A 22,285-nucleotide genomic window follows, 5' to 3' on the forward strand; every position below is an offset into this window, starting at 1 on the left:
GGATACATTAGCAAATCCGGCCCTTACACGTTTCAGTTGAAGGATGTAAGTTTGTACAATTGAAACGCGGTTGAATGTCTCTTCGCCGTTAATCTTTGTTAAGTTTCAGTTGAAGGATGTAAGTTTGTACAATTGAAACTGAAATTTGAAACAGGGTCAGGACCGTCACCCATGTTTCAGTTGAAGGATGTAAGTTTGTACAATTGAAACTTGGCAGCTTATGGTCTTGCTTCTGATGTCCGTCGGTTTCAGTTGAAGGATGTAAGTTTGTACAATTGAAACCCAAGAAAGACAAGACTAAAATCCATAGGATGATGTTTCAGTTGAAGGATGTAAGTTTGTACAATTGAAACACAACAAACGTCTAATACGAACGATGTTTCCCCGCAGTTTCAGTTGAAGGATGTAAGTTTGTACAATTGAAACGACGCAACTTACTCAACAGTTGCTCAATCGTGCTCGTTTCAGTTGAAGGATGTAAGTTTGTACAATTGAAACTCAATCGTGCGATGTTAGAGACGCAACTTACTCAACGTTTCAGTTGAAGGATGTAAGTTTGTACAATTGAAACTTCAACAAATCTTTTGTTGAGCATGGCTATATCATGTTTCAGTTGAAGGATGTAAGTTTGTACAATTGAAACCCTCAGCTAATGCTATGAAATTTATAAATTTTATTTTGTGTTAGCTGAGGATTTCTTCGAAACAGTTCAAACTGCACGAAAAGTGCCATAATTTTCGAAAAATCTTATATTCACCCTCCCTATATCATCTTCAAAATATAACCCCCTATCAATCAGGAGCTCCCGCCGAGTTAGTTTTGGTTTTTAATTGAAAAGTACTCAAACTTGTCGATTTCAGCAAAATTGAATCTTTTTCTGCCCGAAGAATGAGATAGACCAGAAGTTAAGTTTCCGTTAGACATCTTTCCGAACAATAAGAAAGAATCGCTGGAACGTGACTGCAAAAGAAGTTTTCAGCTCCCAGTTTTTCGAATCGTCTTTCCTGGGAGAGCTCGGAAAGGTTCTTTCTATTTCCAGCTCTTCGACTTATCTTCAACAATGAAATTGGTGACTCTGACAGTACTGATCAACTTTTCATCTTTATTAAAGATGTCTACATTCCAGATGTGTGTTCGGCGTCCATGATGCAAACACTTTGCAACAGCATAGACCCATACGCCATCTCCGGTCTTAACGGAAGAAATATGGTTCCCCGAGACGGATGAGCCAACTGCAATCTCATTTTCGCCGCAATACAGAAAAGAACCATACCCGGCAATAATTTCGGCAAAAGCTAAAGATGCGCCCCCGCACAAAACACCGAAAGGTTGAGAAGTCTTTTCATTGACCGGCATCTTGGCCTTTACAAGCCCTTCTTCCTCACTGATGAGCTCAATGCCCAAATAGCCAATCATAGAATGTTCGAGAGAATATTTATCCGAGTACTTAGCCTGCATTCTTAGCTCTTTATAGATTTGATAAATGAAGACATTAATTTACACTTACATTCTTTACAAATTTTATTTTTAAAATAGGATAAAACCCCTATATCATTAGTTTGTTTCTATTTATAGGAGAGACAACATGAAAAAGATTTTAGTGATCTCGTCTTTAATCTTAGGACTTTCCGCTCTCGGTGCACAAGCAGCTGATAAGCTCGAAGTTCCAACCTCGAGCGATTCTGTACCTGCTGCTGAAACAGTGCTTCCTCAGGACCGGCCCAATGGTTTCGTCTCTGATTACCAAAGCGCAAAAGAACATGCCGCTTCTTTGAAAGACAATGCAAAATCGCTAGATCTTCAATCTCTTCAACAAAACAAAGAGAATCTCAAAAACGATGCCTCCAATTTGAAGTCTGATTTAAAAGAATTCAAATTCTCCAGCGATAAATCAACAGTTAAATAATCCTCCTACCTTTTTTGTCCGGTGCAGCGAAAGCCGTCACCGGATTTTTTTAAGACTTGTTCAATCTTGCTACTAATTCTCATTCAAAATTTTTCTTTTCATGGAATGCAAAAAGTAGTAACCTTAAACAGTTAAATTTTGTAACATAACCACGTCCTTGAGCCTCTAAAAGGTACAAGAAAGTAAGAAGGCTAAGATGAATAATAAAAATATTGACCTTTCCCGCTACGGGATTACCAACGTTAAAGAAATCATTTACAACCCATCCTTCGACAAACTTTACGAAGAAGAAACTCATCCTGAACTAAACGGCTACGAAAAAGCCTTCAAAACTGAGTTAGGTGCTCTCAATGTGATGACCGGCGTTTACACCGGCCGCTCTCCCAAAGACAAGTACATTGTCAAAGATGATGTAACGGAAGAAACAGTTTGGTGGAATACTCCGGAATATCCCAACGACAATAAGCCTATCACTCCGGAAACTTGGGAAGAATTAGAAAAACAAGCTGTCAAAGAACTTTCAGGCAAAAAACTTTACGTCGTTGATGCCTTCTGCGGAGCCAACGAACATACTCGTTTGAAAGTCCGGTTTGTTATGGAAGTAGCTTGGCAAGCCCACTTTGTCACCAACATGTTCATTCGTCCCACACCTGAAGAATTAGCAAAATTCGGAGAACCTGACTTTGTAGTTTTAACTGCTAGCAAATCCAAAGTAGCAAATTACAAAGAACTCGGCTTACACAGCGAAACTGCCATTGCTTTCAACCTCAAAAAGAAAGTCCAAGTGATTTTGAATACTTGGTACGGCGGCGAAATGAAAAAAGGTATGTTCTCCGTAATGAATTACTTAAATCCATTGCGTGGAATTGCTTCTATGCACTGCTCCGCAAATACCGATAAATCTCTCAACGAAACTGCCATCTTCTTCGGTTTATCCGGCACAGGTAAAACAACTCTGTCCGCTGATCCGAAACGCCTTCTCATCGGCGACGACGAACACGGCTGGGACGATGAAGGTGTCTTTAATTACGAGGGAGGCTGCTACGCGAAGGTAATTAATCTCGATGCAGAAAGCGAACCCGATATTTACAAAGCAATCCGCAGAGACGCTTTACTGGAAAATGTCATCGTTGATGAAAACGGAAAGATAGATTTTTCTGATTCTTCAGCTACAGAAAATACTCGCGTCTCCTATTCGATTTACCACATTGAAAATACCGTCGAACCAATTTCAAAAGGTCCGCACGCTAAAGACATTATCTTCTTGACGGCTGATGCCTTTGGAGTCCTTCCTCCGGTATCCATTCTTGATTCAGATCAAGCTATGTATTATTTCTTATCCGGCTATACCTCCAAATTAGCCGGAACAGAAAGAGGAATTACGGAACCGAAGCCGACATTTTCTGCCTGCTTCGGAGCAGCTTTCTTAACTCTTCATCCCTTCAAGTATGCCCAAGAGCTGGTGAAAAAAGCTGAGAAAAGTAATGCCAAGTTCTACCTCGTTAATACCGGATGGAACGGAACTGGAAAACGCATTTCTATTAAAGAAACGAGAGCAATCATTGACGCAATTCTGAATCAGTCCATTTTGAAAGAACCGACTGCAGTTATTCCCTTCTTCAATTTGAGATATCCAACTGAAGTCTTTGGAGTGACAAAAGACGTTTTGGACCCAAGGAGCTCTTACAAGAACCCTGCAGTTTGGGACAAAAAAGCTAAGGAACTCGCTTCTAAATTCATTGCTAACTTTGCCAAATTTGCGGCAACAAATGAGAAATGCAAGAAACTTGAGAAATCTGGTCCTCACATTTAGCTCAGTTGACTGAGTCTAAGAAAAACCCGGAACAATCCGGGTTTTTCACAATTAAAACATAGAGTTAAACAGGACAACGTAAACTAAAGTTCCGGTAAAAATAGAAAGCAACGCATTTTTCCAGAACCACTGAAGCACTAATGTTGCAACAATCGCTGCTAACTCGGGGATCGGCAATCCGCCGTGAGCTAATGCCGCTCCTGTCGAAGAGTGAAGAACCAGCAAAAACATAATAGCCAGCGGCAAGAACTTCCCCAGCACAATTGCCCACTTCTGCTTTTGCAGCCATTCTCCGGCCGCAAAAGGCAGTGCTCTCTCCCCGAAACTAATAATCATCATTGCGAAAAACGTCGCAAAAAGATAACCGTAATCATTCATAAATCTTCTCCTTCATCTTTCTGCGCGGCAGCATCAGCAGCAATGCTCCAATGCTGGAGAACGCGATAGCCAAGGCCAGACAATGTTCAACACTGATTAATCTGGCTGCTCCATAAGAGGCCAATGCTATCCAGACCGGCCACGAAGAGTCTCTTTGTCTCCATTGCTCACATAAGAGCATTGCAAATAAACTTGTCAGCACAAAATCAAAACCGCCTAAGTTGACTTTGATCCCTAACCCTAAAAGAGCGCCAATCAGACTTCCAAGAATCCACCAAAGATAATTAAAGAAAGCTAAAAAGAGTCGGTTGCTCAGAGGAACCGATTTTGGAAGAGTAGTTAATAAAGAGTATGTCTCGTCTGTCAGCAGAAAAGATAAAAACCACTTAGCCGGACCTTTTTTCGGAACGGTATCTATCAGTGAGAGACCATAGAACACATGACGGAGATTAACAACAAAAGTAGCAAAAGCGATGGCAGAAATCGGAAGCCCTTCCGCCAGCATCGGAATCATCATGTACTGAACTGCTCCTCCATAAATCATGATTGAAGACAGTGGGGCAAGCCACCATTCAGCACCTGCCTGAACAAACAAAAATCCAAAAACAACGCCTAATGGGATATATCCCATAAACACAGGGACAGAAGTTTTTAGGGCCCACTTAATTGCTTGTGACCGGGAATTTTCTTCCATTTTTAGTTCTTTTTCTCCTCTGACTGAACAGAAATAATCATTACATTCGCAAATACAAAAAGAATTCCTAACAGTTCATAAAGACCAACGGATTTTCCATAGAACATGATAGACAAGATGTAAGCCGTAACCGGTTCCATACACCCAATCAGACTGACTAAAACTGCTGAAAGATATTTGACACTGGAAAGATAGCACCAGAAAGATAAAACGGTTCCAATCGTTACAATAAAAGTGAAAGCCGCAATCGAATTAAGATTCCAGTCAACCTGAAGCGTCCAAGGAGGATTAAAGCAGCAAGCAACCATTCCTCCGATTATCATGGCCCATCCGACAACCGGGCATACTCCTAATTTCTTTATAACTTTCTGAGGCTGAATGGAGTACAAAGCACATAAAGCACTGGAACACAGTCCCCATAGCAATCCCACAACAGAGAAGTTAAGCTTGCTGAAATCTCCGTCCGTCACGACCAAAGCAACGCCGGCTGAAGCTAGGACAAAACAAAGACAAATTGCCGGAGAAGGAAACTTTTTGTCCACAGCGCAGTAATAACCGGCGCACATCAAAGGAATGACGGTAAATAAAATAGTTGCCAGCGCTGCATCTGCAGCTTTGATAGACAGCATAAATGTCAGTTGGGAACCAAGGATAGTAACGCCTGCAATAGCCACTTGAGTAAATGCCCACCGAGAAGAGAACGGAGACATGACGTCTGTACCACCTAAAATTCGGTAGATAAGCAGCAAAAGAATTCCGGCCGACACGAGACGGATAGAAACTAGATCGATTGCTTCAAAACGACAATAGTGAAGAAGATATTGGGCAGCGATCCCCATCGCACCCCAACTGACAGCCGCTCCGAGAGCTAATGATATCCCGAGGGCTACTTTGTTACTAGCCATGATACTTAACTACTTTGATCTTATTGTTTTTAACCTTGAAAACGGAACTTATTTTGGGCTATTAGGAACCTAGTTAGTTTGCAAACCCTTTATATTCCAAGGCATGTATATCTCTTTTTCTAAGGTGAGTTTATGGATTATAAAGTTTTAGATATTGAAGGTGTCGGTGAGGAATATGCAAAAAAACTCAATGACGCTGGTATTTTTACTACCTCGGAATATCTTTCCAAAACCGCAACTCCGGCCTTAAGAAAGAAATTAGCAGAGGAAACAAAGATTTCTCCGAAATTGATCCTAAAGTTCGCCAACCATGCTGATTTAATTCGCATCAACGGCATTGGACCTCAGTACGCTGAAATTCTTGAACGCGCAGGAGTGGACACTGTTAACGAGTTGAAAAACCGTGTTCCGGCAAATCTAGCTAAAAAAGTTGTTGAAATTAACGAAGAAAAACATCTCGCAAAACGTTCTCCAACATTGAAAGATGTGGAAAAATGGGTCGAAGAAGCCAAGACTTTAAAACCGGCTCTCACTTATTAATGTGTTAGTATTTCGGGCCCGAATACTTCGGGCCCTTCCTATCCAGGACTTTCTCTTAGCTAATAATAGCTACCTATTGCATGAGAAATGTAAATAAATTGCCCTGCGTATTACGAATTATTACGCTCAGTTAATCAAATTAACATTTAGGATGTTACATTTCGGGCTTTTTGTGTATCTTGTATGCGTGGAGCAAGAAGCTCCATACCTCCAATAATTCAATCAAAGGAAACCATGATGAACAAAGCATCTCAGCTCCTTCTCAAGGGATCTCTTATCGGCTCCTTAGCACTCTTAGCAACTGCTGCATCTGCTCAGTGGGTACCAGGCCCCGGCTGCGGTATGGGAATGATGGGTCCTGGTCCTAACTGCGGCGCTCCTTGTTACGGCACTTACAACGGCGCTCCTTGCTATTTTGGTCAGGGCAATCAAATGCGCGGTCCGGCAGTCGGCTATCAGGACAGAAAACTTTACTTGCTTGGCTCTCTTAATTTGAACGATTCTCAGAAGCCCGCTTGGAATAACTATTCCGCTGCTATCGACGCTCTTCATGCTCAGAGAAATGCGAACCAGCAGGCTCCGGGCTGGCAGCTCAGCCAAGAACAGCGCTTAGAAGCAAGAGTCGCCAGACTCCAGCAGCAACTCGAGGCTACTCAAAACCTGATCAAGGCTCGTGCTGAACTTGTTAAGGTTCTGACTCCAGAACAAGTTAAAGTTTTAGAAGCTCTCGAAAGCAAGAGCCACTTCAGAGGCCATAGAGGACCACGTCATCATGGATTTGCTCCGCAACGCCATCATGGCTTCGGACCGCAAGGTTTCGGTCCACAAGGTGCTCCGGCTCCTATGCCCAAAGCTCCGGTCTAATAAGAAAACGTTAGAAGGAACTGCCGGAAGTTAAAAAGCGCAGTTTTTAAACTCTAACTCCGCAGGCTGCAAACATAACAAGTGTTTGCAGCCTTTCCTGTTTTAAGTTTCTGAAAACCGACACAGTTTAGAAAAAGATTTGAGTGATTAGCTTTGCCTAACTGCAAAACGTAAAAAATGAAGCGCCCTCTCCTGAAAAGGCGAAGCGGTCCATTCAGAACCGCTTTGTAGCAAATACTAAAATAATAAGCAACGACCAAAGCTCCAAAGAGAAGAACTCGATGGAGCCCAAAGGTTCGTTTTTTCTAAAAATTAATAAAAGCCCATTACCAACATGGCCAACAGAGTGCCGGGCCATAAAAGAGCACCGATTACAACATACATGATGTTGAAGGCGAAATCTAATAGGCTTGTCCATAAATCTGCAATAACCGGAGTGTTAGCCCAGAGGTAGATGAACATGCCGATTGCGCATGCAAAATAGCAGATAGAGAACCAGTTAACAAAACTTTGAGAAGTTCTTAAAGGTATAGTGTTTGTGCTCATCGTAATTCCTTTTGGGGTTTTTCTTGCACCCCCTTCCTTTGTAAATTATTGCAAGTTAATAAGGAAGAATAAAGTCCTTGAACCTATTCTAGGCATTAAGGCAAATACTAAGAAACATCATACCAACGTGATAAGCTTTCTGAGATTCGTCAAAAGTGACTAGCTATAAGGACTTGAAATGGATTCTCTCGAAGAAAAGCAAATTTCAACTGAGGAAGTTTACAAAGGCAACTTCTTAAAAATTTACAAAGACAAAGTTGAACTTCCGGACGGAAAAATAACAACAAGAGAATATATTAAACATCCCGGAGCAGCGGCAATTATTCCTCTAACCAAGGACGGCCAAGTTGTTATAGAAAGACAATGGCGATACCCAGCCGGAAAAGCTTTTTTAGAAATTCCTGCCGGGAAATTGGACCCAAATGAAGATCCTCTTGTCTGTGCCAAACGCGAACTTTTAGAAGAAACCGGCTACGAAGCAGCAAACTGGGTCTTCCTAGGAAAGATCAATAATGCTATCGGCTATTCAAACGAAAGTATTTGGATCTACCTCGCCAAAGATCTTGTGAAAAAAGAACAACATCTTGATCCTGGAGAATTCGTAGAACTCTCCCTTCTTCCATGGAAAGAACTTGTCAAAAAATCTCTGAACGGCGAGATTACTGATGTAAAAACCATCATTGGCTCTCTTTGGCTAGAGAAATACTTGGGCGGCGCTGACTTCTCTAAAAAATAATTTCAAAAGACTCAGTTTAGATTTTATATTAGAACCTCACCTCAACTCTTCAAAAATCGAATTTGGCGAAAGTGGTAGAGGCGTTAGGTTTGGCTTCTAGAATCCTAGACGTGTCGGTTCGAGTCGGACCTCTTGCACCAAACACCAAATCAACTCCTAACTTACGAGCTTTCTTGTGTTTTAGAAACATACAAAGGCACTTTTTATTTAACCCCTTGAGATTATTAAATAAATAATTTCAAAAGATTCAATTTTGATTTTGTAGTAGAATTACGGCTCTTCAAAAAGCGAGTGTGGCGAAATTGGTAGACGCGCTAGATTTAGGTTCTAGTGTCTTAGACGTGTCGGTTCGAGTCCGACCTCTCGCACCAACCAATTCTTTCATATCCGTTGCTACTCAGGGCGTAAAAATCTTCTCTTATATAGCAAGTAAGTCAAAGCTTAGATTGCATTTTTTGAAGTGAGTAATGCTCATCCATAAACTATAACCCCAAGCACTCCGGGAAACCTTTCTCTTTCTCAAAAGACAATTGAACTCTTACCTTCTCGTTTCTGCTGATTTCCGTCTTATTATTGAGGAAGAATTTTGGAACCATAATCGAACACAACACAGGCCAAAACGTAAGCTTGCAGAAAAACCAATATTGTTATGTCCCAATTAGATTTTGATGCTCCCCTTTCACAGTATTTTTTTGAAGATGTCTCCGAACACCTTAAGTCCAACGAAATCTACAACCTAGATGACTTAATGGACTTAATTTATATCAATGACAATAATTGGTGGAAATCCGTCCATCTTGAAAAGGAAACGGCGAATGGAATCCTTAAATGGTTGTATGACCATCGCCTAGAAGGAGTAGAGCTTCCGGATTCGGTTTTAAAAAAGGCCATTGAACTTACCAAGCCTTACTACGGACATAAAATCGGTGTTGTAGCAGGAGCCCAATTTACTGAAGTCGTTAATCCTGAAACTCACTTCAAAAAAGTTCCGCAACGCGCTGGATTCATGCACTCCGAGCGCTCACAAATTGTTCCTCTCGAATCTTTTAAGGTGCCTGATCTTTTTAACGGAAGAGAAGGGACAAACCGCGGAGACAAAGCCAACTGTCAACTTAGTGCTGAAGATGACCTACAGGCCATTCATTCTTGGTTGAAAGCAAGAGGAAAAAATCAAAATACTCAAGCGGCTTATAAAAAAGAAGCCGAAAGATTTCTTCTTTGGGCCATTATCGAAAAAAGAACTGCCCTCTCCTCCCTTACCTTGGAAGACTGCGCCGAATACTTAACTTGGTTGGAAATGCTCGGACGCTCCAGCGATGAAACGTGGGGTGCCCGCTGGAACCAGCCTCAAAGTACCTGGCTCGGACCAAAGAATACAACTCGATCGTCCGGAGCTTGGCGCCCTTTTAGCTCGGCTTTGTCTTATTCCAGCAGAAAAATTGCTATGACCGTTGTGCGTCAGCTCTTTTCCTTCTTGCAAAAAACGGGATACCTGAAAATGAATCCTTTCGATCAGATATCGCCCAAAATACCGCTCCTTCCGGGGGAAGGAAAGCCAAAAGAATACGCCGATCGATCTTTGTCTAAAGAACAATGGGACGAAATCCTTGCTTATCTTGAGGCGATGCCCGAGTCCATTCAAAAGGCAAGGTTAAAAGTTATTCTGCTTCTTGGAAAAGGTCTGGGCATGCGCTGCAGCGAAATGATTAATGCCCGCTCTTCATGGATTGCAGCTCGCAACATCGGCGGCAGCAGCGTGATGTTTATTACCGTCATTGGAAAAGGAGACAAAGAAAGACGCCTTCCTTTATCCAATGAACAAGTAAAAATGATTTCCGATTACTTAGAACTCCGCAATCTTCCGCCACTGGGAGATGAAGCCGGTTCTCAATCCCTGCTTCTGGCTTCTATGAGGAAATCTAAAAAGAATTTAGAAGGCGGCGTAACCCGTTCAGGTCTTTACGTCATCCTTTCTAATTTCTTAGGCGATGTCGCTGACCATATTAAAAAGGAACGTCCATTGGACGCTGCCAAACTACGCACCAGTTCCACTCACTGGCTCAGACATACCTTTGCCGTAACAAGCTTGGAAGTCATGCCGGTTAACGTCGTACAAACTGCTCTTGGGCATGCTTCCGTCGGCACAACCAGTAAGTACATTATTCCGGATGAACAGACTATCGTAGAGGCTCTGAAGAAGAAACCGGACTTATAAAAAACTACCGTCTTTTTGGAAAGATATCTTTATATTTAAATAACATATCCTGCGTCATCATCCTGGGATTCAAAGCAATCTGCAGGTGGCGTCTGGTTGTATTCAGCTCATCCCAAAATGCATACAGTTTTTTGAGATTAACTGAAGACGCTATAGATTTTGTTTGATTTGCTCTTCTTAAGAAATAACGCGGTTGAAGTCCTTGAGAGACTAAAACCAGATCATTACACCATCTTTGCAGAAGCGTAGTTAAAGGCACCAGAGAATATTCCGCCGAAGAAAGATCAATTATGCTTCGGGCATCCAGAGCAGGTCCTTTTGCCAATAGGTCTAGAAGTTTTTCTTCTTTTTCCGGATCTAGGCGCAGTTTCTGATCTTGCTCAAAATAAAGTAAAGGCATTCCGCCAAGCTTAGCTAGTTCCTCGACGGGATTTTTGACACCCTTTTCTTTTAAAAATTGAACTCCTTGCTCCTGTGTCGGAGGTGCAACTCGCACAAGCTGACATCTTGATCGAATCGTCGGCAGCATCCTATCCAAGTTGTCTGACACTAGAATAAAAACCATGCTTGGAGGCGGCTCTTCCAGAGTTTTAAGAAGAGCTGAACTTTGATCAGCCATCATGGTATCAGCCGGATAAACCAAAACAACTCTTCGGCCTCCTCGATGAGAACTGATTCCGATAAAGTCGCTTAAAGCACGGATCTGTTCGATGGAAATCGTTCTGGATATAGTTTTCTTGCCCGTGACCGGCTTAGCTTCTTTTTGCCATGGCAACGGATGGATCGCTTCCTCCGCTTCTGAGAGAAGCAGTTTGAAATCAGGGTGGTTACCCGCTTCAATTAACTTACATTCTGCGCATTGCCCACAGGCATGCCCGTCTACTGGAGAACTACATAAGATTAATTTAGCAAATGCTTCTCCAAGCTCATACGTTCCGCTGCCTCTGGGACCGTGAATAAGAATCGAACTCGGGAGCTTCTTTGTGAAGGACTCCAATAACTCTGCAGGCTTCTGGAGCCAGGGATAAGGAGCTAACCCCATTTAGAAAACTCCTCTTTTAAGAAAGCGCTTATTTCGTCCTTTGGCTGTGAAGAATCAATAACTAAAAATCTTTCCGGTTCGTTTCTTGCCAGAGTCAGGTAGCCTTCACGGACCCTTCTATGAAAGTCTTTCTCTTCAGCTTCGAAACGATCAAGTTTTCTTTGAAGTCTTGCTGCAGCAATTTCGGTGTCAATATCGAACAAAACCGTTCTGTCGGGAGAAATATCTGAATGGACAAAGTCAGCTAACAAATCTACCCATTCTTTGGGCTGATTACGCCCATAGGCCTGGTAAGCATAAGAAGCGTCGGTAAAGCGATCGCATAGTACCCACTTCCCTTCAGCAATTGCCGGCTTAACGACCTTGTCTAAATTCTCTTGACGAGAAGCAAACATAAGAAGCATTTCGCACTTCGGAGACATTTCATCGTGCAGGAGAATTTCTCTTATTTTTTCTGCTGTCGGAGTTCCCCCCGGCTCTCTCGTGATAACCAAGTCAATTCCTCTGTCCCGAATCGCTTGTGCTATCACATCGATTTGACTGCTTTTACCTGCACCGTCCACGCCTTCTACTGTGATAAAACGTCCTCTTGGTTTTGCACTCACGATTACTTTCCTTTGCTTCTTAAATATTTCTGTACGGCCGCATTATGCTCCCGTAAAGTTTGAGAAAAATAAGATTTTCCTTCACCTTTGGCCACAAAGTATAAATATTTGGTGTCCGCAGGGTGTGCAGCGGCCTCTAAAGAAGCCAAGCTCGGATTAGCAATAGGAGTTGGAGGAAGTCCCGGGTGAATATAAGTGTTGTAAGGATGATCGGCTGCTAAATGGGAGCGAAGGATCTTTCCTTGATAGTCTTTCGTTCCATAAATAACCGTCGGATCTGTCTGCAACAGCATATTTTTCTTCAGACGATTATTAAACACGCTGGCGACCAGATTTCTGTCCTCCGGATGCCCCGTCTCTTTTTCGATAATACTTGCAAGAATCAATAATTCATAAGGATTCTTTACCGCAATGGAAGGATCGCGAGAGTTCCAAACTTTTTTGAGTCTCTTTTGCTGTTCGTTATAAGATTGTTTAAGAATAGAATTAGCAGAAGAGCCGGCGGCAAATACAAATGTATCTGGCGCAAACTGACCTTCGGGATGTGTATTTTCAGGTGCCCCGACCACCTTCATTACATTCTCCATAGTAATCGGCTCAGAATTCTGTTCTAAGTTAGTATCAGAATTGACCTTATCTACAATTTTCTTAGTTTCCGTTCCTTCAATGAAGGTGATCTTGCTCATAATCACCTTGCCGCTTTTAAGATGAGCAATGATTTCATTAAGAGTCCAACCTTTAGGAATCAGGTACCGGCCGACATGAATATTTTTATCTGCATCTAACAGCTTAAAAGCTAAAGCAGATATGTCAGGATGCACATCAAGCCCTTCCGACTGCATTTCTCTCACAATGATTCTTGTGGTATCTCCCTTATGAACTTTTAATACTAATTCTTGTTGTCCCTCCGGAAAAGGCACAATCCGATCCTGAACATACCAGTAACCATAGCAGACAGCGAGGGCTGCCGCAGCTGCGGCGGCAAGTGCAAAATACTTAATTATCTTGAGCAATGTCATCTCCTACAGTCTTTTTGTTCAAAAGTTCAAGTTTACTTATACAAACTCTTTCCGACTTTAGTTTTTGGAGCTAATAATTTTACTTATGAGATTGAATTCCGTTAAGGTCTTGAGCTTCTCATAACATTAGATACAATCTTTAAAACCTTCGTTGCCTAATTTGTTTAGCAATGCCATTCAATACATTGCCTGGCAGGTAACCTAGCAAAATCTAGAAATGGAGAAAATTATGACTATGTCTAGTTCTGATTTATGGACATTCAGCAATGAACCTAACTACCGTTTAGTCTCTGTCACCGGGGACGATGCTGAATCGTTTCTTCAGGGCCAATTAACCCAAGATGTTCATCACTTTAAAGAAGACGAAGCAAAATGGACGGCCAGCTGCAATCATCAAGGCCGTGTTGCTTCTTCCTCTTTAATTTTCAGAATTCCCAACGGATTCGGTTTGATGATGCCTGTCTCTATTGCTGAGACAGAAGTTCAAAGACTCTCTAAGTTTATTCTTAGAAGTAAAGTCACCATCGCCATCGAGTCTGTTCCCATCACTTTCTTCGCAACAAAAGAAAAAGACTCTGAAAAAATTACCGTCTGCCCCGCTATTCCAGCAGAACCGATGAAGGCTTACCGCGGAAAGTCAGTAACCGTAGTACGTCTTCCCAGCAAAGCAGCCGACGGCTTTTCCGCCAAGTTCGTGGCTTTTGGCAAACTGCCTGACATGATGGAATCGGGCAAGACTGAAGAAAATATGCTTCCTAAAGCACTCATGGAAGAAGGCGTCGCTTTGATTGACAAAGCTGAAAGCTTAGAGTGGCTTCCACAGTTCCTGAACTTGGATTTGATTGGTTCTATTTCCTTTAATAAAGGCTGCTACACAGGACAAGAAGTCGTTGCCAAGACTCAGCATCTCGGCCGTGTAAAACGCCGCATGCTTCTTGGTCAGGCCAACATCGAAAACGTTGACGAGGGGACAGAAGTATTCATGATTAACGAACCGATGGGACGTGTTATCCAATGCGTTGGAAATACTTTCCTCTTCGTTATCAGGGCTGATTATCTTGATTCTGACTTCACCGTTAAAGGAGAATCCGTCAAGGTCATTGATTTCCCGTACACAGTTTCATTGCCTGAAAGCAAGATCTAGAACTTCTTTGCTGTTTTAATACAAATCGGCTGCTCAACCTTATGTCATTTGAGCAGCCGATTTTTTTGGAGGATTAATTTGAAACTCGGTTATTTATTCACAAATTTCACTACTCTAGGTCCAATCCATTCGTAATGAAAACGTGCGTCATCTCCGCAAAAGGCGCATCCTGAACATTGAGCTTTTGTTGGCTCAACCTTCTTAACAAGTCCTTTTTGGATCCAACGATCCATCATGGCTTCAATAGCAGACTCATCAGACCCGAAGTGGAGGGAGAGTTCTTTCAGAGAAATCTGTCCCCGCTCCTGCACCAAGATTTTAAGTTCGCTTAATGTCATTAGCTTTTACTCCATCACCGGACCTTTACCTTCTTTTCTCAGATAGGCAAAGGTAAAAATGAACACTAAGCAGACGGCAGCAATACACACGGAAGAATAGACCGGGTGATTGCCAAAACGTCCAATCTGATAGATCAATGTGGCAGAGCCATAGCCCAGAGCTGAAGTCCAGAATGCTGCAAAGATGGTCCATTTAGCGCCGATTTCACGATACATTGCACCAATGGAAGCACAGCATGGGATATAAAGAAGAACCATAACGAGATAAGCGAAAGCGCCTAAATCTCCGTCAAAAAGCTTCTTCATATTGTGGATGGTACCAACGCCAACTTCTTGCTCTGCAGCCTGCTCATCAACGTCAGTCAGATCTTTTTCTACATTGACACCCAGAGGATCAACTAAGAAATCTCCAAGCTTTGAAAGATTTTCCGGAATTGTGGCAAAAGCTTCTTTTGTGGATTCCCAGATACTGAATTCTTTTTCCTCTTCCTCTACTGCAGGCGAAGGTTCTTTAACAGTGTTAACTTCACTGTCGTCACCTCGAGCAGAACGAGTTCCCATGCCGGAATATAAAGAATCCAGTGTGCCGACTACAGCTTCTTTTGCAAGAATGCCGGTAAAGATACCTACGGCAGCAGGCCAGTTATCTTGCTGCATACCCATTGGTTCAAATGCCGGAACGATTGTCTTACCGATATTGGAAAGTACAGACTTGTCTGTATCCTCGTTGCCAAACGAACCGTCAGTGCCTAAAGAGTTCAAGAAAGCCAAAACCGCAACAATAATAACAATCAGCTGACCCGCCTTGAGAATAAAGCTCTTTAATCTATCCCATGTACGGTAGGCCAATGTCTTGATTGTAGGTAAATGGTAAGGAGGAATCTCCATGACGAAGGCTGTAGGTGCACCTTTCAAAGCGGTACGTTTGAGTACAAAGCCGGTGATGATGGCAACAACAATACCAATCAGGTAAAGAGAGAAAACTAAGTTTTGTCCTCCCAACGGCCAAAAAGCTGTTGCAAAGAGAACATAAACCGGCAGTCTCGCACCGCAGCTCATAAACGGAGCCATGAGGACTGTAGTAATTCTGTCGGATCTCTTTTCCATCGTTCTAGCGCCCATGATCGCAGGAACGCTGCAGCCAAAGCCAACAATCAATGGAACAAAGGATTTCCCCGGCAAGCCCAACGTTCTCATCAAGCGGTCCATCACAAAAGCAGCTCGAGCCATATAGCCGGAGTCTTCCAAGAAGGACAAACTCAAGAACAAACAAGCAATTACCGGAATAAAAGTAGAAACAGTTTGAATACCGCCGCCAATACCGTCAGCCAAAATTGTCTTTAACCAATCCGGCGTTCCCCAGGAAGTAAGAAGATTTCCAAAACCTTCTACAAAGATTGCGCCGAAAAGGATGTCAAAGAAATCAATAAATGCAGAGCCGATGTTGATTGAGAAAACAAACATCAGATACATCACAAACAGGAAGAACGGAATACCGAGCCAACGGTTAAGAACGAACTTATCGATTTTTTCAGTAGTGCTCTGATTAACTTCGCCTTTTCTGATGATGCAGTCGGCCGCGACTTCAGATACAAAGCTGTAACGAGCATCGGCCATCGCGATATCTAAGTCACCTTGGTATTTCTCGTTAAGAGCATCGATAATCTTTTTAGCTTCTGTTAAGTCAACGCCATGAAGACGAGTGAGAAGTTCTTCGTCCCCTTCAAGAAGCTGCTCTGCAACCCACTGAGGTTTCTCAACATTCTGCTTCGCCAGTAAAGCGCCAATTTGCTTAATGGCTTCCGTGATATCAGGATGGAACGCAATTGGATTAGGAGGAGTTTTAAGGTCATCGAGCTGTTCATCGATAGCTTCACACAACTCTTTAAGACCTTCTTCTTTCGAAGCAACGATACCGACAACCTTACAGTTCAAATCTCTTTGAAGGTTCTCAATATTAATTTCAATCTTATGAGCGGCAGCGACGTCGAGCATGTTCACAACTACAATCATTGGAACACGCATTTCAATAAGCTGTGCCGTTAGATAAAGATTTCTTTCCAGATTACTGGCGTCAACGATATTAACAACCAATTCCGCTTCGTTTTGGAGGATGTAATCACGCGCGACTTTTTCATCGATGCTTGCGGCGGAGCTCGGCTGTAAAGAATAGATGCCAGGCAGGTCGACAATTGTGATGTGACGGTTCTTATAAACAAAGTCACCGCTTTTTTTCTCTACGGTGACTCCGGGCCAGTTTCCGACGATTTGATTCGAACCTGTCAGACCATTAAAGAGCGTGGTCTTACCACAGTTTGGGTTACCGACCACGCAAATAGTATTTTTTATAGGCATTTAGTACTTAAATGGGTTTAACGTCCAAAATTTCGATTTCGCCCTTTCGGACACTGATGTATGAACCTCTCAGTTTGATTTCAACAGGGTCGCCAAGAGGAGCCACTCTAGTGACTTCGAAATCTGTGCCGGGCAAAGCGCCCAAGGCAAGCAATCTTTTTCTGTATTCAGGCAAACCTCTTTTAAAAGAAACGATCTGACCTTTTTCTCCGGGATGCATATTTTTAAGAAGCATTTCTTTCTCCCAAAACAACTTTAAGCTCTTTAGCGATTTCCGTGCCAATGGCAAGTCTTGAATCATTTAATACGACTACGACAGGACCTGAGATGGTTTGTTCTGCAACTCGGATAGTGACACCGAGAAGGATACCTGTTTGATTCAAACGTTGAACCGTTGGTTCGTCCAAGGCTCCCCATTTGACCAAAGTGCACACCTGATTCACAGGTACATCGCACAATGAAACTTGAGTTAAATTTGCGTGAGGCATCGGAATCTCCGTTATTCAATTCGCTGATTATATTGCAAATAAGAACGATTATCAACAACAGTAAAGCCGTTATGAACAAACTCTGTTTTGATTGAGTTGACGAGATTTTTGTTTCGAAAAATTTAAGAACTGGTCTACCAGCATTAGGTAAAACGGAAATCTAGGTAGTTAAAAGACGAAAGACTGCACAAGGAGTTGACATTTCTAGAAACGAAGAATCAACCGAACCAAAATAAATTAGATTTTTTGATTGAAAAATGGGTGGGTAAATCTATCCAAAAATCAAAATTTTCGAAAAATTCGGCACTTTTTGTGCAGTTTGAAGTGTTTCGAAAAAATCCTCAGCTAACACAAAATAAAATTGTTAGATTTCATAGCATTAGCTGAGGTTTCAATTGTACAAACTTACATCCTTCAACTGAAACGGTCTTGGTTTGACGGGTGGCTGCGTGCGATGATGTTTCAATTGTACAAACTTACATCCTTCAACTGAAACAGTCAACTGTGGCGGAAAAATGAAGAAGTTCCGTGTTTCAATTGTACAAACTTACATCCTTCAACTGAAACATGCATTCATCATTTCGCGCCTGCGGAGGAAAAAGTTTCAATTGTACAAACTTACATCCTTCAACTGAAACAGCGGTGCTATTACTTATCGTTCTGATCTTCTTAGCGTTTCAATTGTACAAACTTACATCCTTCAACTGAAACGAGAAGAAAAAGTAATAGCACGATTGCCTTTACTAGGTTTCAATTGTACAAACTTACATCCTTCAACTGAAACTTACGGAAAACTTTGCGGGAACGTCTACGGGTTAAGTTTCAATTGTACAAACTTACATCCTTCAACTGAAACAAACTGAAGACGAATATCCGAAGGTAAAGATTCAAAGTTTCAATTGTACAAACTTACATCCTTCAACTGAAACAACCGCCGGAGTTTGCTGACAAAATCGGATTTAAGTTTCAATTGTACAAACTTACATCCTTCAACTGAAACAAACCACTCATTCCAAATAAGGTTATATGCTCGAAGTTTCAATTGTACAAACTTACATCCTTCAACTGAAACTGCGGAGAAACATCGTTAGTGTTCGATGTCTGTTGGTTTCAATTGTACAAACTTACATCCTTCAACTGAAACTCATTACCATGCAATTATTTTCAATTGCGATTTTGTTTCAATTGTACAAACTTACATCCTTCAACTGAAACTGAGGCAACGTCTTGAACATTGCACTTTCATTAGGCGTTTCAATTGTACAAACTTACATCCTTCAACTGAAACAAATGAGCAAGAGACGGCCAATAAAAATCGAATCTGTTTCAATTGTACAAACTTACATCCTTCAACTGAAACGTAAAAATCGAATCTAGAACGTCTAGACCACATACGGTTTCAATTGTACAAACTTACATCCTTCAACTGAAACGTTGTTGGTTTTGAGGGTGTTAGGTTTAACGTTAGGTTTCAATTGTACAAACTTACATCCTTCAACTGAAACACTGGTGATGGTCCTGACCCGATTTCGAATTTCAAGTTTCAATTGTACAAACTTACATCCTTCAACTGAAACTTGCATCAGCAGAACGAGCTAACCGACAGCCAATAGTTTCAATTGTACAAACTTACATCCTTCAACTGAAACGGCAAAACTTCATCGACATAAAACGGAACTAAATAGTTTCAATTGTACAAACTTACATCCTTCAACTGAAACTATCTTCCTGCGGCCGTTGGGCAATTCTTGGACACTGTTTCAATTGTACAAACTTACATCCTTCAACTGAAACGTACTGGTTTAAATAGCGCACTTTCCCTTGCAAATGAGTTTCAATTGTACAAACTTACATCCTTCAACTGAAACTTTTGGTCCATTCCTAACCGCTGAATACTGTTTGGTTTCAATTGTACAAACTTACATCCTTCAACTGAAACCTGTGAGGGCCGAATAGTCCACGCTAAGGTATCCGTGTTTCAATTGTACAAACTTACATCCTTCAACTGAAACACGACAAAAACGCTTCCAGCAAGGATTGATTGAAGTTTCAATTGTACAAACTTACATCCTTCAACTGAAACATAAACGATGTTAGTCCATCTATCACGCCACGGTAAGTTTCAATTGTACAAACTTACATCCTTCAACTGAAACCATTCATCAATGTGGATATTTAGACCGCTGACATGTTTCAATTGTACAAACTTACATCCTTCAACTGAAACAAAATCGGCTCACGGCCGAGGACATAAAGCAGATGAGTTTCAATTGTACAAACTTACATCCTTCAACTGAAACAGAAACAGGCTGAACAACAGCGGGAAGCTATGCGGTTTCAATTGTACAAACTTACATCCTTCAACTGAAACTCAGCAGATACGCAAGCGGATCGCATTCTTTAGTTTCAATTGTACAAACTTACATCCTTCAACTGAAACAAGCCCATCCCGGCCCAGACAGCGCACCTCTTGTGGGTTTCAATTGTACAAACTTACATCCTTCAACTGAAACTCATTACCATGCAATTATTTTCAATTGCGATTTTGTTTCAATTGTACAAACTTACATCCTTCAACTGAAACTGAGGCAACGTCTTGAACATTGCACTTTCATTAGGCGTTTCAATTGTACAAACTTACATCCTTCAACTGAAACAAATGAGCAAGAGACGGCCAATAAAAATCGAATCTGTTTCAATTGTACAAACTTACATCCTTCAACTGAAACGTAAAAATCGAATCTAGAACGTCTAGACCACATACGGTTTCAATTGTACAAACTTACATCCTTCAACTGAAACGTTGTTGGTTTTGAGGGTGTTAGGTTTAACGTTAGGTTTCAATTGTACAAACTTACATCCTTCAACTGAAACACTGGTGATGGTCCTGACCCGATTTCGAATTTCAAGTTTCAATTGTACAAACTTACATCCTTCAACTGAAACTTGCATCAGCAGAACGAGCTAACCGACAGCCAATAGTTTCAATTGTACAAACTTACATCCTTCAACTGAAACTATCTTCCTGCGGCCGTTGGGCAATTCTTGGACACTGTTTCAATTGTACAAACTTACATCCTTCAACTGAAACGCTGAGCGGCTTGTGCTCTGGCCATGAGATTTTTGTTTCAATTGTACAAACTTACATCCTTCAACTGAAACCTGTGAGGGCCGAATAGTCCACGCTAAGGTATCCGTGTTTCAATTGTACAAACTTACATCCTTCAACTGAAACACGACAAAAACGCTTCCAGCAAGGATTGATTGAAGTTTCAATTGTACAAACTTACATCCTTCAACTGAAACATAAACGATGTTAGTCCATCTATCACGCCACGGTAAGTTTCAATTGTACAAACTTACATCCTTCAACTGAAACCATTCATCAATGTGGATATTTAGACCGCTGACATGTTTCAATTGTACAAACTTACATCCTTCAACTGAAACAAAATCGGCTCACGGCCGAGGACATAAAGCAGATGAGTTTCAATTGTACAAACTTACATCCTTCAACTGAAACAGAAACAGGCTGAACAACAGCGGGAAGCTATGCGGTTTCAATTGTACAAACTTACATCCTTCAACTGAAACGGCTTAATAGTGATCGGGGTGTTCTTTTCACCCTTGTTTCAATTGTACAAACTTACATCCTTCAACTGAAACTTGGATAGCCTGAATGCGCAGACTTGTCGCCTATCCATAGGTTGTCATAATACTTTCCCGAGAGAATTTAAGAGGGCTAAATAAATGGGAAAAGGGGGTTTATTTCGATTTTACAAAGTCTCCTATTGTCCTCTAAATATTGGAACCAGGGAAACCCCTAAAATCTATCTGCACAGAAGTTTAAATATTCGCATTGGCAACATTGCCTCTCACTTGCACTGCTCTCAGGTAATAGACCTGCAACAAGGGAGGCTTTGATGTACTCTAAGCACTTCTTTACATCTTCTCTTTTCTGCTCATCAATCCTTATGCCAAATACTTTGCCCTTTTTCCCTAAAACCAAGAAGCCTTGTTGTATAGATTTACAATATTTTTCTTCCAGTGCAAGCGCATAAGCTGAGAGCTGGAGCACATGAGCTCTCCTTATTTCTTCTTTTTCAGCCAATTTAAACTCGATCGGGCAAATATCTCCCGAGTTGAAGAAAAAGACCCCGTCCACTCTGCCGTGAAACTTAAGAAGTTCACTTTTAACGTCTACATGGGGTACAAACCTTCCCTCATCAAAGCGAACTGAAGAAAGATTTCGACGTCTCTGCAAAACCGACATCCTCTCATGAAAGCTCAGTCCTTCCTCAACCCATGGTTTTAGTTCGGGGCTGATGCCATAAACGAGATAGAAAAAAGGTATTCTTGGACAAAAACAATATTGCCGAATTAAAGAAATGGGAATACTGTCTTCAAAGGAAAAGATATCCGTCGGCTTCAACATATTGAAAATCTCTATATCCCAAACAGGCCCGTACTTTATTTATATCTAAGTGGCAAGGGAACCACAAGCACCTGTCCTCTTCGTCCAATAAAACTTTTCTTGCGAGAACCTCTAAACTTCGAGCCTCTGGCGGGTTAAGACCTCCATAGAAGACTGATTTTTGCAGTGGTACCAAACCCAACTCTTTTAGAGAATCCGAAAACTTCTTCCTTCTCGTGCTGTCAGAAACGTCATAGCAGACCAAATAATTTACATACATTTC

21 protein-coding genes, 1 tRNA gene and 2 CRISPR repeat arrays (1 of these 24 only partly in view) are annotated in these 22,285 nt (G+C 41.6%); of the genes, 8 read left to right on the forward strand and 14 right to left on the reverse strand.

Annotated features, from left to right (window positions below):
• Window positions 1-643: direct repeats of the CRISPR family, unit length 37 nt; unit sequence GTTTCAGTTGAAGGATGTAAGTTTGTACAATTGAAAC (it extends 3,018 nt beyond the left edge of the window).
• 386 nt (window positions 644-1,029) lie between these two features.
• A complete protein-coding gene (locus ADH67_RS10200) occupies window positions 1,030-1,458 on the reverse strand; it encodes a PaaI family thioesterase (protein ID WP_066592644.1) in 429 nt (142 codons plus the stop codon).
• Window positions 1,459-1,585: 127 nt separating this feature from the next.
• On the opposite strand from ADH67_RS10200, the gene ADH67_RS10205 reads away from it, so the two are divergent.
• A complete protein-coding gene (locus ADH67_RS10205) occupies window positions 1,586-1,906 on the forward strand; it encodes a hypothetical protein (protein ID WP_066592651.1) in 321 nt (106 codons plus the stop codon).
• A gap of 196 nt (window positions 1,907-2,102) precedes the next feature.
• The gene (gene pckA, locus ADH67_RS10210; protein WP_066592653.1) at window positions 2,103-3,719 is read left to right on the forward strand and encodes a phosphoenolpyruvate carboxykinase (ATP); all 1,617 of its coding nucleotides are present in this window, start codon (window positions 2,103-2,105) and stop codon (window positions 3,717-3,719) included.
• A 51-nt stretch (window positions 3,720-3,770) separates the two neighbouring features.
• Here pckA and ADH67_RS10215 read toward each other — a convergent pair whose 3' ends face one another.
• The 3 genes from ADH67_RS10215 to ADH67_RS10225 are packed head-to-tail and all read right to left on the reverse strand — an operon-like array spanning window position 3,771 to window position 5,696.
• On the reverse strand, window positions 3,771-4,097 hold the full coding sequence (locus tag ADH67_RS10215; RefSeq protein ID WP_066592655.1) for a branched-chain amino acid transporter permease: 327 nt from the start codon (window positions 4,095-4,097) through the stop codon (window positions 3,771-3,773).
• Window positions 4,090-4,791, reverse strand: a complete 702-nt coding sequence (locus ADH67_RS10220) for an AzlC family ABC transporter permease (protein ID WP_066592658.1) — start codon at window positions 4,789-4,791, stop codon at window positions 4,090-4,092. Before ADH67_RS10220 ends, ADH67_RS10215 begins: the two co-directional genes overlap by 8 nt.
• A 2-nt stretch (window positions 4,792-4,793) precedes the next feature.
• Window positions 4,794-5,696 (reverse strand): DMT family transporter, encoded by a 903-nt coding sequence (locus ADH67_RS10225; protein WP_066592661.1) that lies wholly within the window; start codon window positions 5,694-5,696, stop codon window positions 4,794-4,796.
• A gap of 132 nt (window positions 5,697-5,828) precedes the next feature.
• Here ADH67_RS10225 and ADH67_RS10230 point away from each other — a divergent pair, with 132 nt between their 5' ends.
• Both ADH67_RS10230 and ADH67_RS10235 read left to right on the forward strand, forming a co-directional pair.
• Entirely contained in the window at window positions 5,829-6,236 is a 408-nt protein-coding gene (locus tag ADH67_RS10230; protein ID WP_066592663.1) for a DUF4332 domain-containing protein, read from the forward strand.
• 237 nt (window positions 6,237-6,473) lie between these two features.
• Window positions 6,474-7,100 (forward strand): Spy/CpxP family protein refolding chaperone, encoded by a 627-nt coding sequence (locus ADH67_RS10235; protein ID WP_066592671.1) that lies wholly within the window; start codon window positions 6,474-6,476, stop codon window positions 7,098-7,100.
• Window positions 7,101-7,412: 312 nt separating this feature from the next.
• Here the strand turns inward: ADH67_RS10235 and ADH67_RS10240 are convergent, their stop codons facing one another.
• The gene (locus ADH67_RS10240) at window positions 7,413-7,646 is read right to left on the reverse strand and encodes a hypothetical protein (protein WP_236578504.1); all 234 of its coding nucleotides are present in this window, start codon (window positions 7,644-7,646) and stop codon (window positions 7,413-7,415) included.
• Window positions 7,647-7,824: 178 nt separating this feature from the next.
• Here ADH67_RS10240 and ADH67_RS10245 point away from each other — a divergent pair, with 178 nt between their 5' ends.
• From ADH67_RS10245 to ADH67_RS10255, 3 genes are all read left to right on the forward strand, one after another.
• Entirely contained in the window at window positions 7,825-8,382 is a 558-nt protein-coding gene (locus ADH67_RS10245; RefSeq protein WP_066592673.1) for an NUDIX domain-containing protein, read from the forward strand.
• Between the two features lie 287 nt (window positions 8,383-8,669).
• Window positions 8,670-8,753: transfer RNA gene (locus ADH67_RS10250), tRNA-Leu, on the forward strand.
• Window positions 8,754-9,031: 278 nt separating this feature from the next.
• A complete protein-coding gene (locus ADH67_RS10255; protein ID WP_066592676.1) occupies window positions 9,032-10,597 on the forward strand; it encodes a tyrosine-type recombinase/integrase in 1,566 nt (521 codons plus the stop codon).
• Between the two features lie 4 nt (window positions 10,598-10,601).
• Here ADH67_RS10255 and holB read toward each other — a convergent pair whose 3' ends face one another.
• The 3 genes from holB to mltG are packed head-to-tail and all read right to left on the reverse strand — an operon-like array spanning window position 10,602 to window position 13,257.
• The gene (gene holB, locus ADH67_RS10260; protein ID WP_066592683.1) at window positions 10,602-11,639 is read right to left on the reverse strand and encodes a DNA polymerase III subunit delta'; all 1,038 of its coding nucleotides are present in this window, start codon (window positions 11,637-11,639) and stop codon (window positions 10,602-10,604) included.
• Complete coding sequence (gene tmk / locus ADH67_RS10265; protein WP_066592685.1) at window positions 11,630-12,244, reverse strand: dTMP kinase; 615 nt, start codon at window positions 12,242-12,244, stop codon at window positions 11,630-11,632. The genes holB and tmk overlap by 10 nt, the downstream gene beginning before the upstream one ends.
• A 2-nt stretch (window positions 12,245-12,246) precedes the next feature.
• A complete protein-coding gene (gene mltG, locus ADH67_RS10270; protein WP_236578505.1) occupies window positions 12,247-13,257 on the reverse strand; it encodes an endolytic transglycosylase MltG in 1,011 nt (336 codons plus the stop codon).
• Window positions 13,258-13,492: 235 nt separating this feature from the next.
• Here mltG and ygfZ point away from each other — a divergent pair, with 235 nt between their 5' ends.
• Window positions 13,493-14,407 carry a CAF17-like 4Fe-4S cluster assembly/insertion protein YgfZ gene (gene ygfZ, locus ADH67_RS10275; protein ID WP_066592691.1) on the forward strand — a complete coding sequence of 305 codons (915 nt, stop codon included), beginning with the start codon at window positions 13,493-13,495 and terminating at the stop codon, window positions 14,405-14,407.
• An 89-nt stretch (window positions 14,408-14,496) separates the two neighbouring features.
• Here ygfZ and ADH67_RS10280 read toward each other — a convergent pair whose 3' ends face one another.
• The 6 genes from ADH67_RS10280 to cas2 form a co-directional block, all read right to left on the reverse strand.
• Window positions 14,497-14,745, reverse strand: a complete 249-nt coding sequence (locus ADH67_RS10280; RefSeq protein ID WP_066592694.1) for a FeoC-like transcriptional regulator — start codon at window positions 14,743-14,745, stop codon at window positions 14,497-14,499.
• A 6-nt stretch (window positions 14,746-14,751) separates the two neighbouring features.
• Window positions 14,752-17,100: a Fe(2+) transporter permease subunit FeoB gene (gene feoB, locus ADH67_RS10285; protein WP_066592697.1), complete on the reverse strand. Its 2,349-nt coding sequence runs from the start codon at window positions 17,098-17,100 to the stop codon at window positions 14,752-14,754.
• 7 nt (window positions 17,101-17,107) lie between these two features.
• Window positions 17,108-17,335, reverse strand: coding sequence for a FeoA family protein (locus tag ADH67_RS10290; RefSeq protein ID WP_066592699.1), 228 nt, complete (start codon window positions 17,333-17,335; stop codon window positions 17,108-17,110).
• Window positions 17,325-17,588 carry a FeoA family protein gene (locus tag ADH67_RS10295; RefSeq protein WP_066592701.1) on the reverse strand — a complete coding sequence of 88 codons (264 nt, stop codon included), beginning with the start codon at window positions 17,586-17,588 and terminating at the stop codon, window positions 17,325-17,327. The genes ADH67_RS10290 and ADH67_RS10295 overlap by 11 nt, the downstream gene beginning before the upstream one ends.
• 388 nt (window positions 17,589-17,976) lie before the next feature.
• Window positions 17,977-21,254: a CRISPR direct-repeat array (repeat unit 37 nt; unit sequence GTTTCAATTGTACAAACTTACATCCTTCAACTGAAAC).
• Window positions 21,255-21,411: 157 nt separating this feature from the next.
• Window positions 21,412-22,023, reverse strand: a complete 612-nt coding sequence (gene cas4 / locus ADH67_RS10305) for a CRISPR-associated protein Cas4 (RefSeq protein ID WP_066592703.1) — start codon at window positions 22,021-22,023, stop codon at window positions 21,412-21,414.
• Window positions 21,992-22,282: a CRISPR-associated endonuclease Cas2 gene (gene cas2 / locus ADH67_RS10310; protein ID WP_066592705.1), complete on the reverse strand. Its 291-nt coding sequence runs from the start codon at window positions 22,280-22,282 to the stop codon at window positions 21,992-21,994. Before cas2 ends, cas4 begins: the two co-directional genes overlap by 32 nt.
• Between the last annotated feature and the right edge of the window lie 3 nt (window positions 22,283-22,285).

This window comes from Turicimonas muris (assembly GCF_002221595.1).
Classification (GTDB): Bacteria; Pseudomonadota; Gammaproteobacteria; order Burkholderiales; family Burkholderiaceae_F; genus Turicimonas; species Turicimonas muris.

Coding starts and splice junctions, on each gene's coding strand:
- ADH67_RS10200 (WP_066592644.1), bottom strand. CDS start 1,458: ATGCAGGCTAAGTACTCGGATAAATATTCTCTCGAACATTCTATGATT.
- ADH67_RS10205 (WP_066592651.1), top strand. CDS start 1,586: ATGAAAAAGATTTTAGTGATCTCGTCTTTAATCTTAGGACTTTCCGCT.
- pckA (WP_066592653.1), top strand. CDS start 2,103: ATGAATAATAAAAATATTGACCTTTCCCGCTACGGGATTACCAACGTT.
- ADH67_RS10215 (WP_066592655.1), bottom strand. CDS start 4,097: ATGAATGATTACGGTTATCTTTTTGCGACGTTTTTCGCAATGATGATT.
- ADH67_RS10220 (WP_066592658.1), bottom strand. CDS start 4,791: ATGGAAGAAAATTCCCGGTCACAAGCAATTAAGTGGGCCCTAAAAACT.
- ADH67_RS10225 (WP_066592661.1), bottom strand. CDS start 5,696: ATGGCTAGTAACAAAGTAGCCCTCGGGATATCATTAGCTCTCGGAGCG.
- ADH67_RS10230 (WP_066592663.1), top strand. CDS start 5,829: ATGGATTATAAAGTTTTAGATATTGAAGGTGTCGGTGAGGAATATGCA.
- ADH67_RS10235 (WP_066592671.1), top strand. CDS start 6,474: ATGAACAAAGCATCTCAGCTCCTTCTCAAGGGATCTCTTATCGGCTCC.
- ADH67_RS10240 (WP_236578504.1), bottom strand. CDS start 7,646: ATGAGCACAAACACTATACCTTTAAGAACTTCTCAAAGTTTTGTTAAC.
- ADH67_RS10245 (WP_066592673.1), top strand. CDS start 7,825: ATGGATTCTCTCGAAGAAAAGCAAATTTCAACTGAGGAAGTTTACAAA.
- ADH67_RS10255 (WP_066592676.1), top strand. CDS start 9,032: ATGTCCCAATTAGATTTTGATGCTCCCCTTTCACAGTATTTTTTTGAA.
- holB (WP_066592683.1), bottom strand. CDS start 11,639: ATGGGGTTAGCTCCTTATCCCTGGCTCCAGAAGCCTGCAGAGTTATTG.
- ygfZ (WP_066592691.1), top strand. CDS start 13,493: ATGACTATGTCTAGTTCTGATTTATGGACATTCAGCAATGAACCTAAC.
- ADH67_RS10280 (WP_066592694.1), bottom strand. CDS start 14,745: ATGACATTAAGCGAACTTAAAATCTTGGTGCAGGAGCGGGGACAGATT.
- feoB (WP_066592697.1), bottom strand. CDS start 17,100: ATGCCTATAAAAAATACTATTTGCGTGGTCGGTAACCCAAACTGTGGT.
- ADH67_RS10290 (WP_066592699.1), bottom strand. CDS start 17,335: ATGCTTCTTAAAAATATGCATCCCGGAGAAAAAGGTCAGATCGTTTCT.
- ADH67_RS10295 (WP_066592701.1), bottom strand. CDS start 17,588: ATGCCTCACGCAAATTTAACTCAAGTTTCATTGTGCGATGTACCTGTG.
- cas4 (WP_066592703.1), bottom strand. CDS start 22,023: ATGTTGAAGCCGACGGATATCTTTTCCTTTGAAGACAGTATTCCCATT.
- cas2 (WP_066592705.1), bottom strand. CDS start 22,282: ATGTATGTAAATTATTTGGTCTGCTATGACGTTTCTGACAGCACGAGA.